This is a genomic window from Halobacillus litoralis, from assembly GCF_004101865.1.
GTDB classification, from domain to species: Bacteria; Bacillota; Bacilli; order Bacillales; family Halobacillaceae; genus Halobacillus; species Halobacillus litoralis_A.
This window is the reverse complement of the sequence record NZ_CP026118.1, coordinates 862563-877595: the sequence shown is the minus strand read 5'-3', so window position 1 is coordinate 877595 and position 15033 is coordinate 862563. Positions and strand designations below refer to the sequence as shown.

General features: G+C 40.0%; 18 protein-coding genes. 17 read left to right on the top strand and 1 reads right to left on the bottom strand.

The window, feature by feature from the left end:
* The first annotated feature begins 95 nt into the window (after positions 1-95).
* From HLI_RS04380 to HLI_RS04360, 6 genes are all read left to right on the top strand, one after another.
* Positions 96-926 carry a GNAT family N-acetyltransferase gene (locus tag HLI_RS04380; protein ID WP_128523370.1) on the top strand — a complete coding sequence of 277 codons (831 nt, stop codon included), beginning with the start codon at positions 96-98 and terminating at the stop codon, positions 924-926.
* Between the two features lie 123 nt (positions 927-1049).
* The gene (locus HLI_RS21485; protein ID WP_164908485.1) at positions 1050-1220 is read left to right on the top strand and encodes a hypothetical protein; all 171 of its coding nucleotides are present in this window, start codon (positions 1050-1052) and stop codon (positions 1218-1220) included.
* 209 nt (positions 1221-1429) lie between these two features.
* A complete protein-coding gene (locus HLI_RS04375) occupies positions 1430-1747 on the top strand; it encodes a PadR family transcriptional regulator (protein WP_128523368.1) in 318 nt (105 codons plus the stop codon).
* Between the two features lie 19 nt (positions 1748-1766).
* Positions 1767-2105, top strand: a complete 339-nt coding sequence (locus HLI_RS04370) for a DUF1048 domain-containing protein (protein WP_128523366.1) — start codon at positions 1767-1769, stop codon at positions 2103-2105.
* Positions 2106-2517: 412 nt separating this feature from the next.
* Positions 2518-3279, top strand: a complete 762-nt coding sequence (locus tag HLI_RS04365) for an ABC transporter ATP-binding protein (RefSeq protein WP_128523364.1) — start codon at positions 2518-2520, stop codon at positions 3277-3279.
* Positions 3280-4029 carry an ABC transporter permease gene (locus HLI_RS04360; protein ID WP_128523363.1) on the top strand — a complete coding sequence of 250 codons (750 nt, stop codon included), beginning with the start codon at positions 3280-3282 and terminating at the stop codon, positions 4027-4029.
* Positions 4030-4208: 179 nt separating this feature from the next.
* Here HLI_RS04360 and HLI_RS04355 read toward each other — a convergent pair whose 3' ends face one another.
* Positions 4209-4826 carry a TetR/AcrR family transcriptional regulator gene (locus HLI_RS04355; RefSeq protein WP_128523361.1) on the bottom strand — a complete coding sequence of 206 codons (618 nt, stop codon included), beginning with the start codon at positions 4824-4826 and terminating at the stop codon, positions 4209-4211.
* Between the two features lie 204 nt (positions 4827-5030).
* Here HLI_RS04355 and HLI_RS04350 point away from each other — a divergent pair, with 204 nt between their 5' ends.
* From HLI_RS04350 to HLI_RS04300, 11 genes are all read left to right on the top strand, one after another.
* Positions 5031-5762: an ABC transporter ATP-binding protein gene (locus tag HLI_RS04350; RefSeq protein WP_128523359.1), complete on the top strand. Its 732-nt coding sequence runs from the start codon at positions 5031-5033 to the stop codon at positions 5760-5762.
* The gene (locus HLI_RS04345) at positions 5759-6787 is read left to right on the top strand and encodes an ABC transporter permease (RefSeq protein ID WP_128523357.1); all 1029 of its coding nucleotides are present in this window, start codon (positions 5759-5761) and stop codon (positions 6785-6787) included. The genes HLI_RS04350 and HLI_RS04345 overlap by 4 nt, the downstream gene beginning before the upstream one ends.
* Before the next feature lie 42 nt (positions 6788-6829).
* The gene (locus tag HLI_RS04340) at positions 6830-7345 is read left to right on the top strand and encodes a hypothetical protein (RefSeq protein ID WP_128523355.1); all 516 of its coding nucleotides are present in this window, start codon (positions 6830-6832) and stop codon (positions 7343-7345) included.
* 258 nt (positions 7346-7603) lie between these two features.
* Positions 7604-8209, top strand: coding sequence for a hypothetical protein (locus HLI_RS04335; RefSeq protein WP_128523353.1), 606 nt, complete (start codon positions 7604-7606; stop codon positions 8207-8209).
* Between the two features lie 107 nt (positions 8210-8316).
* A complete protein-coding gene (locus HLI_RS04330) occupies positions 8317-9378 on the top strand; it encodes an NAD(P)H-dependent flavin oxidoreductase (protein ID WP_128523352.1) in 1062 nt (353 codons plus the stop codon).
* Positions 9379-9488: 110 nt separating this feature from the next.
* On the top strand, positions 9489-10013 hold the full coding sequence (locus HLI_RS04325; RefSeq protein ID WP_128523350.1) for a DinB family protein: 525 nt from the start codon (positions 9489-9491) through the stop codon (positions 10011-10013).
* 343 nt (positions 10014-10356) lie between these two features.
* Positions 10357-10995, top strand: coding sequence for a GNAT family N-acetyltransferase (locus tag HLI_RS04320; RefSeq protein WP_128523349.1), 639 nt, complete (start codon positions 10357-10359; stop codon positions 10993-10995).
* Between the two features lie 60 nt (positions 10996-11055).
* Positions 11056-11616, top strand: coding sequence for a dihydrofolate reductase family protein (locus HLI_RS04315; protein WP_128523347.1), 561 nt, complete (start codon positions 11056-11058; stop codon positions 11614-11616).
* A 527-nt stretch (positions 11617-12143) separates the two neighbouring features.
* Positions 12144-14189: a BglG family transcription antiterminator gene (locus HLI_RS04310; RefSeq protein ID WP_128523346.1), complete on the top strand. Its 2046-nt coding sequence runs from the start codon at positions 12144-12146 to the stop codon at positions 14187-14189.
* A 37-nt stretch (positions 14190-14226) separates the two neighbouring features.
* Positions 14227-14712, top strand: a complete 486-nt coding sequence (locus HLI_RS04305) for a PTS sugar transporter subunit IIA (protein ID WP_128523344.1) — start codon at positions 14227-14229, stop codon at positions 14710-14712.
* 2 nt (positions 14713-14714) lie between these two features.
* Positions 14715-14999 carry a PTS sugar transporter subunit IIB gene (locus HLI_RS04300; RefSeq protein WP_128523342.1) on the top strand — a complete coding sequence of 95 codons (285 nt, stop codon included), beginning with the start codon at positions 14715-14717 and terminating at the stop codon, positions 14997-14999.
* Positions 15000-15033: the final 34 nt, after the last annotated feature.

Here is a 15033-nt window from a genome sequence, read left to right as displayed (position 1 = left end):
ACATATCCTGAATTCCATTGTGATCATCAAGCAGGAAGGTTGTAAGGGCAGGGATGAATTCATGTGAGATTGTTATTCCTGGAGGAGGGTGAAAAATGATTCGTGAACTTGATAAAACTGAATTCTATAAGTGTGAAAAGCTGATGAATGATGGGGGACATTTAGAAGTTGAAGCGGTAATAGAAGGGAATAACCCAGGTAGAATTTTTGTAGATCATATCGATGCTCCTGAAACAGGACTTATCTGGTTGGGTAATCATGATGGCTTTTTCTTTATTGGAGATGAAGAGAATGAGATATTCAACAACCAAATCAATGACTTTATCGATGAGGTGGTTTCTCCTGAAGCAAAGAAGATGAGATTAAAAAATTTCATAGCAATTGGTAATCATTCAAGGTGGGATAAGACGATAGAGAGGATCTTTGATCATCGTCCCATGCAGAAAACAAATCAAAATGTTTATAAGTTGAAAAAAAGCCACTATAAAGATAATAATGAACCTTCAATCAAGCGGGATTATAATGTATTAAAAATCAACAAAGAGCTTTTTGAGAATAAGAACGAGTCTATTGATAACATAGGATTTTTACACTCGAAGATATCAGAATTCTGGTCTTATTCCGATAATTTTTTTCAAATGGGAATCGGGTACTGCATTGTCTACCAAAATAAGATTGTGAGTTTATGTTTTACAGGATTTGCAGCTGAAAATGTTCGCGGGATAGATATAGAAACAATAGAGGAGCATGAGGGGAATAAATTAGCTCAGAAGGCAGCCCACTGTGTTGTAAAGGACTGTGTGAGTATGGGGATGATACCATATTGGGATTGTGAGGAGGCAAATAAGCCTTCTAATAAAATTGCTGAAAACATAGGGTTAGAGAGTTATTTAACTTATCATGTGTATATTTTCCCGATTGATTAGAATTGTTACTATTCAGTGAAGGTGTCTGCCATTTTTCCGTTATCCCTTTAGCAGAGGGGGGAGGCACCGAGTCGACAGGGATTGAAAAAGGTTGAATCATCAAAAATAGGAGAGGAAACAGAGATGGATAATCAATATTTTGTAGGTTGGGGCACTCTGGCTTTGATAAATGCTGCGCTAGCTCAAGGAAAAAACAGAACGGGACTGAACTGGTTTTTGCTTTCCCTTGTCATGGGTCCAATAGCGACAGTAGTACTGTTATTTGTTGAGAAGAGAAAACACAGGGTAAATTGAAACTTTGATCAGCTTGGAATCAAGTTTCATTCGAGGGGCGGTTGTTCAATATCGACAACCGTTTTATAGCTGAAAAAATGTTTTAGCATTGACAAAACACACTATTGTGTAATACTATATAGCAGTAGTCAGTAATACTTAATATCAGTAACACAGAATACCTGTCATACACGTATTGGAAAAAACAGCAAAATACAATGGAGGTAAACATGGGAAACTTCAGAGAAATGATGAAAGGGGTGCTTGAGGGATGTGTGCTTGAGATCATCAACCGGGGCGAAACTTACGGCTATGAAATCACCCAACAACTGCGGGAACTTGGCTTCACTGATGTCGTTGAAGGAACAGTTTATACTATTACCTTGCGACTTGAGAAGAACAATCTGGTTGATATTGAGAAAAAGCCATCCAATATGGGGCCTCCGAGGAAATTTTATACCCTCAATGCAGCAGGTAAAGAGCATCTGCAAATATTTTGGCAAAAATGGGATTTTGTCTCGAGTAAAATTAATGAATTGAAAAACTAATAGGCAAAGGAGAAATGTTATGAGTATTTTTGAAAAAATTATCGGAAGTCTTGAAGACAAGCGGGAATGGAAGGCAATGGAGGCACGCGCGAAAAAACTTCCAAGTGAGTATTATAATGCTTATAAAGCTATTCAAAAGTATATGTGGACCACTGGCGGCTCCTCTGACTGGAAGGGCATGAGCCGTATCTTCAACGGAATTCTCGACCTTTTCGAGGAAGGCGCAGCGGAGAATAGGAAAGTGACTGAGCTTACGGGGGAGGATGTGGCAGCTTTCTGTGATGAGCTATTGAAGGATGAGGAAACTTGGAGAGATAAGTATCGCACGAAGTTGAACGATTCGATCGGTCGTGAATAACGCCCAAATTCCAAGGGGTTTGTCTGGTATCCTCCCAAACCTATATGGCTCCAGTTTCGCACTAATAAAAATGTCAATTCCACAAAGTAGTGTGAAGAATTGAAAGGTAATATGCCAAAACAATGAAATGAATATTTAAAAATAACACCGACTGAATAGCTGGTTATGAATGATCATGGCGACTTTGTACTATTCAGTTTTATTTTTTGCTCTAGTAGTAAGTTATACAGAATACAAGTATTACTTATTAGTGGAGCGTTGGCAAGTTAACTCTGTAAGCCGCTCGACCGGAAAATTACACTGTTGTGTGTCTGAAGGGGAGTTATATGCCCGCTTATCTGACAAAAACAAGGTTCCCTGATTTCCGGATTTCGCACGGGGCTTGCTGCACATTTTCAAAGGAGGAAAAATTATGGACAATGCAGCGATTTCTGTGGAAGGATTGACCAAATCCTTTCAAGATCAGGAAGTGTTAAAAGGGGTTGACTTTAAGGTGCAGGGTGGTGAAATTTTCGCATTGCTGGGCTCAAATGGTTCGGGCAAGACGACGATCGTCAACATCCTTTCGACACTAATGAAGCAAGATGGTGGTGTAGTGGGAATTTGCGGTTTTGATCTCCAGCATCAACCTGATCATGTTCGCCAAAGTATCAGCTTGACAGGGCAGTTCGCAGCTATAGACGGCATTCTTACAGGACGTGAAAATTTAATGATGATCGCCAAGTTGCGGGGTGTTTCCAATCCAGCTCAAGTAACCGAAAATCTGCTTGCAAAATTCAGTTTGAGCGATGCGGCCAGCCGCAGGGCTGACAAGTATTCGGGAGGGATGAAGCGCCGACTGGACATCGCTATGAGTCTGATCGGTTCGCCAGCAGTCATTTTTCTCGACGAACCGACCACTGGGCTTGATCCTGAAGCGCGAATGGAAGTCTGGGATACTATAAAGGAGCTTGCTGAAGGTGGAACGACTATTTTGCTGACGACCCAGTACCTGGAAGAAGCCGAACAACTTGCGGACCGCATCGGTATCCTGCATGGTGGAAAAATCATTAAAACAGGCACCCTTAACGAACTCAGAGAGATGTTCCCGCCAGCTAAAGCAGAGTACATCGAGAAGCAGCCGACACTGGAAGAAATCTTCCTGGCGATTGTCGGGAAAAAGGAGGAGATGTAAATGGAAAGTAAAACCGGGGTATTACTGGGACGTTTGATGCGGACCATCATGCGCAGCCCGGATACGATCATCACGGTGGCGATTACGCCGATTATGATGCTCCTTCTTTTTGTCTACGTATTTGGTGGTGCCATAGAATCAGGATCGGACAACTACGTCAATTACTTATTGCCGGGAATCTTACTGATGGCTATCGCATCCGGCGTCGCTTACACTTCCCTGCGGCTGTTTACGGATATAAAGAGCGGGCTTATGGCGCGTTTCATCACAATGCCCATCAAGCGTTCGTCTGTATTGTGGGCACATGTTTTGACCTCACTTGTTTCCAATGCACTTACTGTCACTGTAGTCATCCTTGTCGCCCTTTTAATGGGATTCAGATCCAGCGCTGAGATCCTGGATTGGCTTATGGTAGCCGGTATACTGGGGCTGTTTACGCTGGCGTTGACTTGGCTGGCGGTCATCCCCGGGTTGACGGCGAGGTCTATGGAAGGGGCGACAGCCTACTCGTACCCGCTGATATTCCTGCCTTTTATCAGTTCGGCTTTTGTCCCCACCGAAACGATGCCTAAGATTGTCCGTGCGTTCGCTGAGAACCAGCCTGTGACGTCAATCGTAAATACGATTCGAGCCCTCTTGTATGAAGGGTCTGTTGGCGATGGTATCTGGACAGCGCTTGCCTGGTGCTTCGGCATCATGGTCATCGCTTACTTCTTCGCCAGTAAAGAATTTAAACGCCAGTCAGGGTAAGTACAGGGAGGAACTATGGATTACATCTCAATTGAATGTAATCCATAGTTTTTTTTGGATGGAAGAAATTTTAAAATAACAAGGGCAGGGACTTTTGTTTATTGAACTACGAGGAAGATTAGTTAATAAGCACAACAAAAAGAAATAGTACCATACAGTTATGCACTATCCCGTCAAATTTATCTTTTCAATCCTGCCGCAAAGAGAGGACCATTTATACTCATTGTGATAATGATTTCAGCTATCTCTTGGGGTGACTCCTCTCCATCATTATTCAACCATTGCTGAATAACACCTAGATGAGCTGAACCAATATAAGAAACTAAATATTCGGGCGGAACTAAAAGGTTTTTCTCAATCAGAGGTGGGGTTTTATTACTTTCGAATAGGGTTTTTAACATGAAATCTTTCAGTTTAGTTTGAAATGATAAATCACTTATGGGATCCAATAGAGCTTTCATAAGCCCTTTATTTTGATTTATATATTCCAAAAATGGGACGAGAATGGAAAGGGGAGTTGTGTTCGAGTCATTCGTTTCCAGGTCATCGATCAGACTCGGAACGTTTTTTACTATCTTATCAGACATTTCATCCATCACTTCTTCTTCACATTTAGCCACTAAATCATACTTATCCTGATAATGGCTATAAAAAGTTCCGCGATTGATTTTTGCCCTTGTTGTAATGTCTTTAACGGTAACGGCATCAAAACCTTTTTCTTCTATTAGTTCTACCAGCGCATTCTTGATCGCTTCTACTGTGCGAATAACTCGTAAATCAGAACTTTTATCATGCATTCAATTTCCTCCTCCAACTTTCTTCAACACAATCAAATAAGGTGTTGGATAACCAACAGATCCTGTGTTTCTGATTATTGTTTAGTATTTAATCCAATATTATAATATGAAGTGAAATAAACAACAAGTTGTCGATTATTTTATCGAATTATGAAGGAATTTAAATGACTGTTTTAATGATTATGGTTACGGAGGAGGAGCAATATGGGGGTGCAAGTCTCTAACGTCAGTAAAAGTTTCAATCAGAAAGAAATCATAAAAGATATCTCGTTTACGATTCCTACCGGAGAAATATGTGGTTTGCTTGGTCCATCCGGGTCGGGAAAAACAACTATGATCCGCCTGATGATCGGCGCAATTGCAGCGGACCAGGGAACCATTCAAATCGGGGACGTTGAGATGCCGAATATGAACATGTTAAAAAAAGTCGGATTTATGCCACAGAATGATGCTTTGTATGAGGATTTGTCTGCGGAAGCTAATTTGCGCTTTTTCGGAGGGCTCTATCATTTTGATAGACATCAATTGGAAAAGCGTATTGATGAAGTGCTTTCCTTAGTTGATTTGACAGAGCATCGAAAGAAATTGGTCAGGAATTTTTCTGGTGGGATGAAGAAGCGGCTTTCCCTTGCAGCGGCCATTTTCCATCATCCTGAAGTATTATTCTTAGATGAACCCACAGTAGGAATCGACCCCGTTTTACGTCGTACGGTTTGGGACCAGTTTCAAGCAATAAAGGAAACAGGCACAACAATCGTTGTTTCTACACATGTGATGGATGAAGTGACAGAGTGCGATAAAGCGGCACTCATATATGAAGGGTCCTTGATTCAATACGACTCCGTGAATAAGCTGCTTGAAAAAACGGACAACGGCCGTGTAGAAGAACTATTTTTCATTGCTTCAAGAGAAAGGGAAGGCGGTGCTGGTCAATGATAAATTTAGCCAAACGTGTGATCCGCCAAACGCTCAATGACAAGCGAAGTGTGATGATGATTTTAGTTGCGCCGCTATTGATTTTGACATTGGTTTATTTATTGTTGGGTGATTCAAGTTATGTGCCGACTATAGGAATGGATAAGGATACAATGCCAGCACCCGCTGTAACCGCACTAGAAGAACAGGAGTTAAAAGTTGTAGAAATCTCAAACGACGATACCGATGATGCAAAAAACTATTTGAAGGATCATCAAGAAGTCGACGCTGTTATCAACTTATCAAAAAGCTCCGGGATGGATATTACATTGTATGAGCCCTCAAAAAAAGGTACGATAGCAGTTTCTGAAATCCAAAAAGCGATGTCTACTTTAAACCCTTCAGCAAAAGTAACTATGAACTATGTTTATGGAAAACAAGATGAGTCAACATTCGACTCCCTTGGGTATGTGTTTCTTGCCTTGTTCTCATTTTTCCTAGTATTCATTATTTCAGGAATGGCCCTTGTGAGAGAGCGAAGTGGCGGCACATTGGAAAGATTGTTGATGACGCCGATTAAACGCGGTGAAGTCATTCTGGGCTACACTTTAGGGTACAGTGTATTTGCTATCGTCCAAGCCATCCTCATTGTCTTTTATTCCATTTATATCCTTGGATTGAATTCTGTAGGAAATATCGGCTGGATTTTACTCGTTATGGTTCTATTAGCCATTACAGCTGTTTCATTTGGTGCCATGATTTCTGTCTTTGCTAGTTCGGAACTGCAAGTGGTACAAATGATCCCATTCACGATCATTCCACAGGTGTTTTTTTCAGGTTTGATTCCATTGGACTTGATTCCATATCATCTTGGGAATTTGTGTTACATTATGCCGATCTATTATGGAGCAGCAGCGATCAAGGGTGTCATGGTTTATGGAGATGGTTTCCTTCAGATTTGGGGTTATCTTCTCGGGTTAATTATTTATGCACTCTTATTGTACTTACTGAACACTCTAGCATTGAAAAAGTTCAGAAAGCTTTGATTGTTTTGTGCCTGCCCTCCCATAGCTAAGCTGATCTGACAAATGTCTTTATCATCAGTAAAAATATTGAAACGTTTCATAAGTCTTTTCGTAAATATGAATAGACACAATAATCAGGAGGTCATTTCCATATTAAAAATAGTATTGAAAGCGTCCTTATTAGCGTTTGCATTATTATTAGCTGCAGGCTGTTCGGCTTCGGAGTCTTCATCTACTGGATCCGGGGAAAAGGAAACACCGCCGGATGCCTCTCAAGAAAGTGAAGACAGCCTCACCGAGGAAAAGAAGAGCAGCGATAGTTCCAGTCCTGAAGAGAGCATGGAAGGGGAGGAAACCGTCCGCACCTATCTGAAATATGAATTTACGGGACCAGGGAAAGCACTTAGACAAGCTCTGGATGAATCCCACTCTGAACTTTTTACCTATGTGGAGAGGCAGTATAAGCCTCTTTTTCCGGAGTACAACTATGAGAAATTTGTTAATGAAAACTATGTGATGAACTGGATGCCCTTTGCTTACGAAGCCGGTTACGAATTAGACCCAGCGATATTCAAATAGATAAAGTCGAGGATATCAAAAATGATGCGTACCAATTCGAAATTGAAGTAGAGTACAGCAAAGATGAGGAAACCGAGACAGCAAACGTCTCAGGCCGGATCAATACGAACGATCAAGGCAAAATTTCTGTGATACGTATCCAGGAGGATGGGTTAAATGAAAAACTCAGGGATTACTGATGTCCTTTTAAAACCTCGCTCCCTATGAAAAGGAGGGTTTTAACAACTTTTGATTTTACCCCAAAGAAGGGAGGTCTATATGAAATTAAGATCTATGCTATTAGGCAAAGTTTTAATGAAGTTTCTTTGGGTAGATATCGGATTAACTGCACTTCTTATGATAAATATAATCATTGCAAGGTTTGGGGAATCTGGAGGAACTTTTTTAACATATGATTTAACTGTTTCTCTATTAATAAGTTTAAATGTAGTTATCTATCACGTAATCTATCTCTTTTGGTTATTTAAAGTACATATTGATTTACAAGAATTGGATGATACATATCCCATTACACCAGGTGGCGCTTTAGCCCGTGTATTAATTCCAATTTACAATTTATATGGGTTATGGAATGTATATTCCACGATGGCGAACCACTTAAAAAAGATATCTTATTTAAATGAACTTGGTATGAAGCTCGCTATTTATATTCCATTTTATTACACTCTTCATTTGGTGATGAGAGGTGTGAATTCTTTCATTTTGAGAAAATCTGCAGAAGAGTCTTTCAGCAATTTGTGGTTTATATCATACATAGGAGACGTTGCGTTAGTCGTTATGTATATCCTGATTATTAAAGCAGTATCAACTGGTTTATTCGGTTTGTCAGAGCATTTTGATTCAAATTATGATGACGAGACTTGACCGTACCACGCTAATGAATGAGTTCAGTGGGCAGGCTATTTTCAGTCAAAAAAAGAATAGGTTAAGATGATTTCCATTTATATACGTTTGCGAAGGGAGTAGATAACATGTGGAGTCATAGTCGATTACTTGAGCTGTTGAATATCGAGCATCCAATTATACAAGCTGGAATGGCGGGAGGTGTAACCACTCCAGAACTCGTTACTGCTGTTTCTAATACAGGGGGTCTAGGCACTTTAGGCGCAGGATATATGGCACCTGAGGCTATAAGAGATAGCATTCAAAAGATCAAGCACTTAACCCGGAGCCCTTTTGGTGTTAATGTGTTCGTTCCTGAATTTCCTCAAGCTACAGAGAATGAAATAAGGAGAGTAAACGAGTTACTCGAACCGTTTCGAAATGAACTTGGAATAAAGGCAGAATCAAAACCACAGGTCGACGAAAAACTTTTCGAAAAGCAGATCATGGTAATTAAAGAACAACAAGTCCCTGTATGCAGTTTCACCTTTGGAATCCCGGACCAGGATATCATCAAGGACCTTAAAAATGAAGGTATCGTTCTGATAGGAACTGCCACAACAGTAGAGGAAGCGGTTCTCAATGAACAATCCGGAATGGATATAGTCGTCGCACAGGGGAGTGAAGCCGGCGGCCATCGCGGAACATTTTCCGGGTCTTACAGTAAGTCCATGATAGGTACGATGTCACTTATTCCTCAAGTTGCAGATCAAGTAAGTATCCCCGTGGTAGCTGCAGGTGGAATTATGGACGGAAGAGGGGTGCGGGCATCCATGATACTTGGTGCTGAAGGGGCTCAACTAGGTACAGCATTTGTCACTTGTAAAGAAAGCGGAGCCAAACAACAACATAAAGAAGCAATTTTACATACGAAAGAGACAGAAACGGCTATGACTACTTCCTTTAGCGGTAAACCAGCAAGAGGAATTCGTAACGACTTCATTGAAAAAATGGAAGGCTATGAGCACGAACTTTTAGACTATCCATTGCAGAACTCTATGACTAAGGGGATTCGAAAGGAAGCTGCCATACAGGATCGACCTGAATTCATGTCACTATGGTCCGGACAGAGTCCAAGGTTAAGTCAAAATAAATCCGCTGCTGAAATTATCCAGTCTATCATTTTTCAGATGGAAAAGATCAATAGGTAAGATAAGGTAAGGATAGGTGGCCAACAGGGTAAAAGTCTATCTCAGTGTCTATTCTTTACTATATTTGTGCACATGGTATGTAGAATGAAAAAGCTGGAGGAGGACCACCGATGAATTTTCAATTAAACGAAGCCCTTGAGATTTTAGAACGGACGCCAAAAACTTTAGAAAGCTTCTTAAGTGGCTTATCTGTAAATTGGCTGGAATGTGATGAAGGTGAAGGAACATGGAGTCCGTCCCAGGTAGTCGATCATTTAATCGAGTGTGAGCGGAATAATTGGCTCCCTAGATTAAAAACGATTGTTGAGGAAGGAGGAAATAGGGTATTTCCGCCATTCGACCGAGAGGCTCATATTACCAATCCTTCTAAGACCTCATTCAGTCATAAATTGAATGAGTTTAAAAGCTTGCGATTACAAAATACAGAGATTCTTAGTGGAATGATTATATCTGACACACAGTTTGAATTGACGGGGAAACATCCGGTATTTGGTGAAGTGAAACTAAGTGAATTGATTTCAACATGGGTGGTCCACGATCTAACGCATATTTCCCAGATTGTCAGGGTGATGTCAGAAAGATATAGGGAGGACGTGGGGCCGTGGGAAGAGTATTTAGGTATTCTGAGAAAGTGAAATTTCAGACGGACGATCGCTTTTTTCATTAATGCCACAAAATCTATAATGATTAGAATTGTACTTATGACTAGAAAAAAATATTCTCTGACTAAAGGGGCTTATTAATCGATTATTCTATTTTGAATGATCGATTTTTTGCTTCCTTAAAGGAGGTTTTTGCCAAAGGTCCGAAAAATATGATTAACGAAAAATAATCCTCATCAAAAAATAAAAGGAGATTTTAGCTTCCTAGAGGAAATTAGGGACAGGGCCACTTAAAGAGTTGATTGTATCATTGTAACTGCTGTAAGAATATGTTTGATCTTATAAATAGAGCTTACAACGAAAAGGGGGATGAGACGTGAATATCATTCGTGCTTGTGAAGTAGATAGAGATATAAAAGATGAGATGAGTATTATCTTTGTAGATGGCTTTTATGTATGGCTGCATTATTTTTCAAAGGATAAGGCTAAACTTTACAAGACATTTGCTCATATGTTTAATACAGAGGTTTTTTATACGGTTATAGTTGACGGAAATATTGCGGCAATATCCGCTTGTACTCAAAACAATATACCTTCAGTCAAATTGAAATATAGAGAATTCAGAAAGCATCTTGGCTTATTCATGGGCAGCATTGCTTATGTAATTCTAAAAAAAGAATTTGAGAAAAAGAAATATCCCTTTCAAATGCGTGAAAACATGGCTGCTATAGAGTTTGTAGCAACATCGGTAAATTATCGAGGGAAGGGTTTGGCGACTGAACTGTTAAAATCGATATTGGATGCAAATTCATATGACGAATATGTTTTAGAGGTAGCTGATACGAACACGAATGCCATAAAACTTTATGAAAAACTTGGATTTAAAGAGTTCCTTCGTATACCTCAAAAGCACAGTGAAAAGAGTGGTGTCAATAATCTGGTGTATATGAAGTATGTAAGGAATAAAGGAGTTGAGGCTGAGAGATTTGATTTAAGAGCAGCCAAAAAGGTGTAAGAAAGCATAGAAAAGGATCTGACTGTTAACGGTAAGAATTATAAAAGGAGGAGAATGAAGATGGCAAAAGTTGTTTTAGGAATGACTATGTCATTAGATGGGTATATCAGCGATAATAAAAGGAGTATAGGTCGGCTGTACAGGGATATGGAGGAGCTAAGAAATAGTGAAATCATGAAGGAATCAATACAAAATACAGGAGCAGTAGTCATGGGAAGGAACGCTTATGACATGGCAGATGACCCTGATTTGTACGCTGAAAATTATGAATTTCAAGTACCCATCTTTGTACTTTGTGAAAATGAACCACAAAAGCATCCAAAAGAGTCAGAGGGGTTGACCTTCACCTTTGTTACCCAGGGGATAGAAAGTGCTATTGATCAGGCAAAAGAAGCGGCCGGAAATAAAGAGGTTACGGTCATAGGTGGCGCAAGCACAGGTCAGCAATGCATAAAGGCAGAACTTGTAGATGAGTTGCATATCGATATTATGCCCGTTCTTCTTTGTGAAGGTCTTAAGCTTTTTGAATACTTGGGCGAAGCTCCGATTGAATTAGAAAAGGTCAGTATAAGGGAAATCGGAGAAAGAACATGTATGCAGTTTCGAGTAGTGAAACAGTGATAAGATACATTTTCGGAACGAAGCGGATGGACAAATTTATTTCCATACCGCCAATTGTCAGTGCTTTTTAAGTAGACAAATATAAATATTAAGAATGCTAGAAAAGACTCTCACGTAGGAGTAGAAGCGTGTGTATAATACATGTGCTTCTTTTTTTATTGTCAGTATGAGGGTAGGCCAAAACGATAACTGCCACTGCACTGGAAAGAAGACAATAAAGTAGAATGGATCAAATGGAGCTTAGGCAACATACACAGACTCCCTCCTGCGGGAACAGCACGAGGCGAAGACCCCGGAAGAAAGCGGTCTTTGCTTTCAAAGGAAGCTGAGTCCGTGCCGACGGGTTTTCTAGTGGAAAAATCATAGAAAGGTGCCCCAAGCTCCAGAGTCTTTTTTTCTTAACTGTTAGAATATTCAATAAGTAAATCCCGATGTTGTACATTAACTGTTCGTCATCTTGTGATGAAAGCGTATACATAGGCGTTTCCATGGGTGCTACAATAAATGTGTGGAAGGGAGGGAAACCGGTGGCATTAAATGAGCGCAGTAAAAAAATTCTTGATGACTTAGTTATCAATCCACGAATCTCCAGTACTACTCTTGAAAAGAAACATAACCTTACAAGAAGACAGCTTGGCTATAGTTTCAACAAAATAAATGAGTGGTTATTGGTACAAAACCTTCCCCATATTGAGCGAACAAAACAAGGGCAGTTCATTATCGACCAGTCGATATTTACTAAGGTGAATAGTGAAGACAGGGCATCAGTAAGTACACCCGTGCTATCAGAAAAGCAGCGAACATACCTGATCATCCTGATGCTCATCAGCAGGGAAGGGCTGTCATTGAACCACTTTACGCTTGAGTTGGACTTTAGTAAAAATACGATTTTGCATGATTTAAAACAAGCTCAAGCTTTTTTAGATGACTACAATTTGACTATCAAATACTCAAGGAAGTCAGGCTATTTATTGGAAGGTGAAGAGTTTCAAATTCGCAGAGTCCTGATCAGAGTTGTCTACGAACTGTTATCGATGCATAGCGGAGCGGAAAAGGTCAGAGAATTAGCTTTATTATCTGCAGATGAACTGAAGCAGCTTACTTCCCTGATTGAGAAGTTTGAAGCCAAGATTCATATTCAATTTACAGATGAAAAGATTGAAACCCTGCCTTATATTCTTACATTAATTTCAAGAAGAATCTCGAAGGGTTATGTCATTTCAACGATGCCAGTGAAACATGAGGATGTGTCGAATACAAAAGAGTTTCAGGCGATTGAAGAAATTTTCCACGCCGCGGATATACCTGAAAAGGAGCAGTTGTTCATTACTCTCCATCTGCTGACGACGAACGTTTATCGGTCAGAGGAGCTTTCAAAAGATGAAACAATGTTTGAAATGGTTCCGGCAGTTAAGCAAATGCTTCAATTATTTGAAAGAAGTGCATGTATATATTTTAAGGACAGAGAACAATTGGTCGAAAAGCTTTTTCAACATCTCCGGCCCGCTTATTATAGGATCAAATACGAGTTAACAGAAGCTCAACCCATACAAGATTTTATTACAGAAGAACTTATAGAGGTTCATCATCTTGTGAAAAGGTCGATTTCTCCACTAGAGGATTTTATCGGCCATAAGATACCTGAAAATGAAATCATTTATGTAACGATGCTCCTTGGTGGCTGGATGACAAGACAAGGAGAGAGTATTGAAAAGAAAGTGAAAGCTATCGTTGTTTGCCCTCAGGGAGTTTCTGTTTCCAGGTTACTCTTCAATCAGTTGAAAGATTTATTCCCTGAGTTCGTGTTTTTAGACTCTTTATCTGTTAGAGAGTATACGGAATATGGATTGGATTACGATTTCATATTTTCTACAACTCCTTTGTCATCGGAAGGCCATGTATTTATGTGTCAGGCCTTTCTAGATCAGGAAGATCGGCTAAGGTTGCGAAAGCAAGTGATGATGGAAGTACAGGGCTTTATTTTAAATGATATCCATGTCGATCATTTAATGGATATCATAAGAACTCACACTTCGATTAAGGATGAAAAGGCATTAGTAGAGGAGCTTCACTCATATGTCCATCGAGATGAAGAATCTTCCATTAAGCAAAGTACCCAAAGTAAGAACATTCACTTAGATGACCTTCTTCCTACGGACCATATATCGCTTGAAAAATCAGTCCAGTCTTGGGAAGAAGCCATTCGAATAGCTTCTATGCCACTTGTAAGTAAAGGGTACGTAGAAGAGCATTACGTAGAAGCAATGATCCAACAAAACAGGGATCCTTATATCGTAATCGCTCCTCATTTGGCTATCCCGCATGCTGCTCCTGAGAACGGGGTGAATAAAGTCGGGATGAGTCTATTGAAGATAGAGGAAGGAGTCACGTTTACGGAAGAAGAGACCGTTCATATCATTGTAGTCATAGCGGCCGTTGACAAGAGAAAACATATGCATGCATTGATGCAGCTGATGAACCTGGCAGGATCTGAAGAAGATAGGAACAGAATCATTGAATCAAGGAACTCCAGAGAAATCGAAGCGTTGATACAGCAATATTCCAATGAATAAATGCAGCAACAATATTATGAATAATGTGGTGAATATTATGAGTGAAATCTACTTTAATGAGTCCGTCATTCTACTTGGTGTAGAGGCGAATACAAAAGAAGATGTATTAGATCAGATGGGCCGGAATCTTGAAAAACAAGCATTAGTGAAAGATTCTTTTATACAAGCGATCATCGCCCGGGAAAAAGAATATGCTACAGGACTTCCGACGGCTGGAGTAGCGGTTGCTATTCCACACACAGATGTGGAGCACGTCAACCGGAAAACGATAAGTATGGGTATCCTGAAAAATACAGTTGATTTTGGAGTCATGGGTGATGATAAGGAAACGATCCCAGTCCAAATCGTTTTTATGTTAGCTATGGATGAAGCCCATTCTCAGTTATCGTTGCTGCAACAGCTGATGAAAGTCTTCCAAAATGAAGATGTACTCGTATCTATTTTGAATGAAAAAAATAAAACAAGCATCAGAAAGCTAATGGAAGAAAAGTTGGACTTTGGTGCACTTGAAGGAGAGAAATAAAAATGGCGAAGAAACAAGTATTGGTCGCGTGCGGTGCAGGCATTGCCACATCCACAGTTGTAAACGGAGCAATTGAAGAGATGGCAAAAGAACACAACTTGGATGTAGACCTCGCTCAGATAAAGATTGCTGAAGTAGGAAGTTATGTCGATACAGCAGACTTGCTGGTGACTACAGCTATGACACAAAAAGACTATCCATTTCCGGTTATTAACGCAAGATCTTTCTTGACTGGAATTGGCACGGAGGATACAAAGAAAGAAATTTTGACAGCGCTTCAAAAATAAACATTCTGAAACTACGAAAATTAAAGGAGAGATA

Coding starts and splice junctions, on each gene's coding strand:
- HLI_RS04380 (WP_128523370.1), top strand. CDS start 96: ATGATTCGTGAACTTGATAAAACTGAATTCTATAAGTGTGAAAAGCTG.
- HLI_RS21485 (WP_164908485.1), top strand. CDS start 1,050: ATGGATAATCAATATTTTGTAGGTTGGGGCACTCTGGCTTTGATAAAT.
- HLI_RS04375 (WP_128523368.1), top strand. CDS start 1,430: ATGGGAAACTTCAGAGAAATGATGAAAGGGGTGCTTGAGGGATGTGTG.
- HLI_RS04370 (WP_128523366.1), top strand. CDS start 1,767: ATGAGTATTTTTGAAAAAATTATCGGAAGTCTTGAAGACAAGCGGGAA.
- HLI_RS04365 (WP_128523364.1), top strand. CDS start 2,518: ATGGACAATGCAGCGATTTCTGTGGAAGGATTGACCAAATCCTTTCAA.
- HLI_RS04360 (WP_128523363.1), top strand. CDS start 3,280: ATGGAAAGTAAAACCGGGGTATTACTGGGACGTTTGATGCGGACCATC.
- HLI_RS04355 (WP_128523361.1), bottom strand. CDS start 4,826: ATGCATGATAAAAGTTCTGATTTACGAGTTATTCGCACAGTAGAAGCG.
- HLI_RS04350 (WP_128523359.1), top strand. CDS start 5,031: ATGGGGGTGCAAGTCTCTAACGTCAGTAAAAGTTTCAATCAGAAAGAA.
- HLI_RS04345 (WP_128523357.1), top strand. CDS start 5,759: ATGATAAATTTAGCCAAACGTGTGATCCGCCAAACGCTCAATGACAAG.
- HLI_RS04340 (WP_128523355.1), top strand. CDS start 6,830: ATGTCTTTATCATCAGTAAAAATATTGAAACGTTTCATAAGTCTTTTC.
- HLI_RS04335 (WP_128523353.1), top strand. CDS start 7,604: ATGAAATTAAGATCTATGCTATTAGGCAAAGTTTTAATGAAGTTTCTT.
- HLI_RS04330 (WP_128523352.1), top strand. CDS start 8,317: ATGTGGAGTCATAGTCGATTACTTGAGCTGTTGAATATCGAGCATCCA.
- HLI_RS04325 (WP_128523350.1), top strand. CDS start 9,489: ATGAATTTTCAATTAAACGAAGCCCTTGAGATTTTAGAACGGACGCCA.
- HLI_RS04315 (WP_128523347.1), top strand. CDS start 11,056: ATGGCAAAAGTTGTTTTAGGAATGACTATGTCATTAGATGGGTATATC.
- HLI_RS04305 (WP_128523344.1), top strand. CDS start 14,227: ATGAGTGAAATCTACTTTAATGAGTCCGTCATTCTACTTGGTGTAGAG.
- HLI_RS04300 (WP_128523342.1), top strand. CDS start 14,715: ATGGCGAAGAAACAAGTATTGGTCGCGTGCGGTGCAGGCATTGCCACA.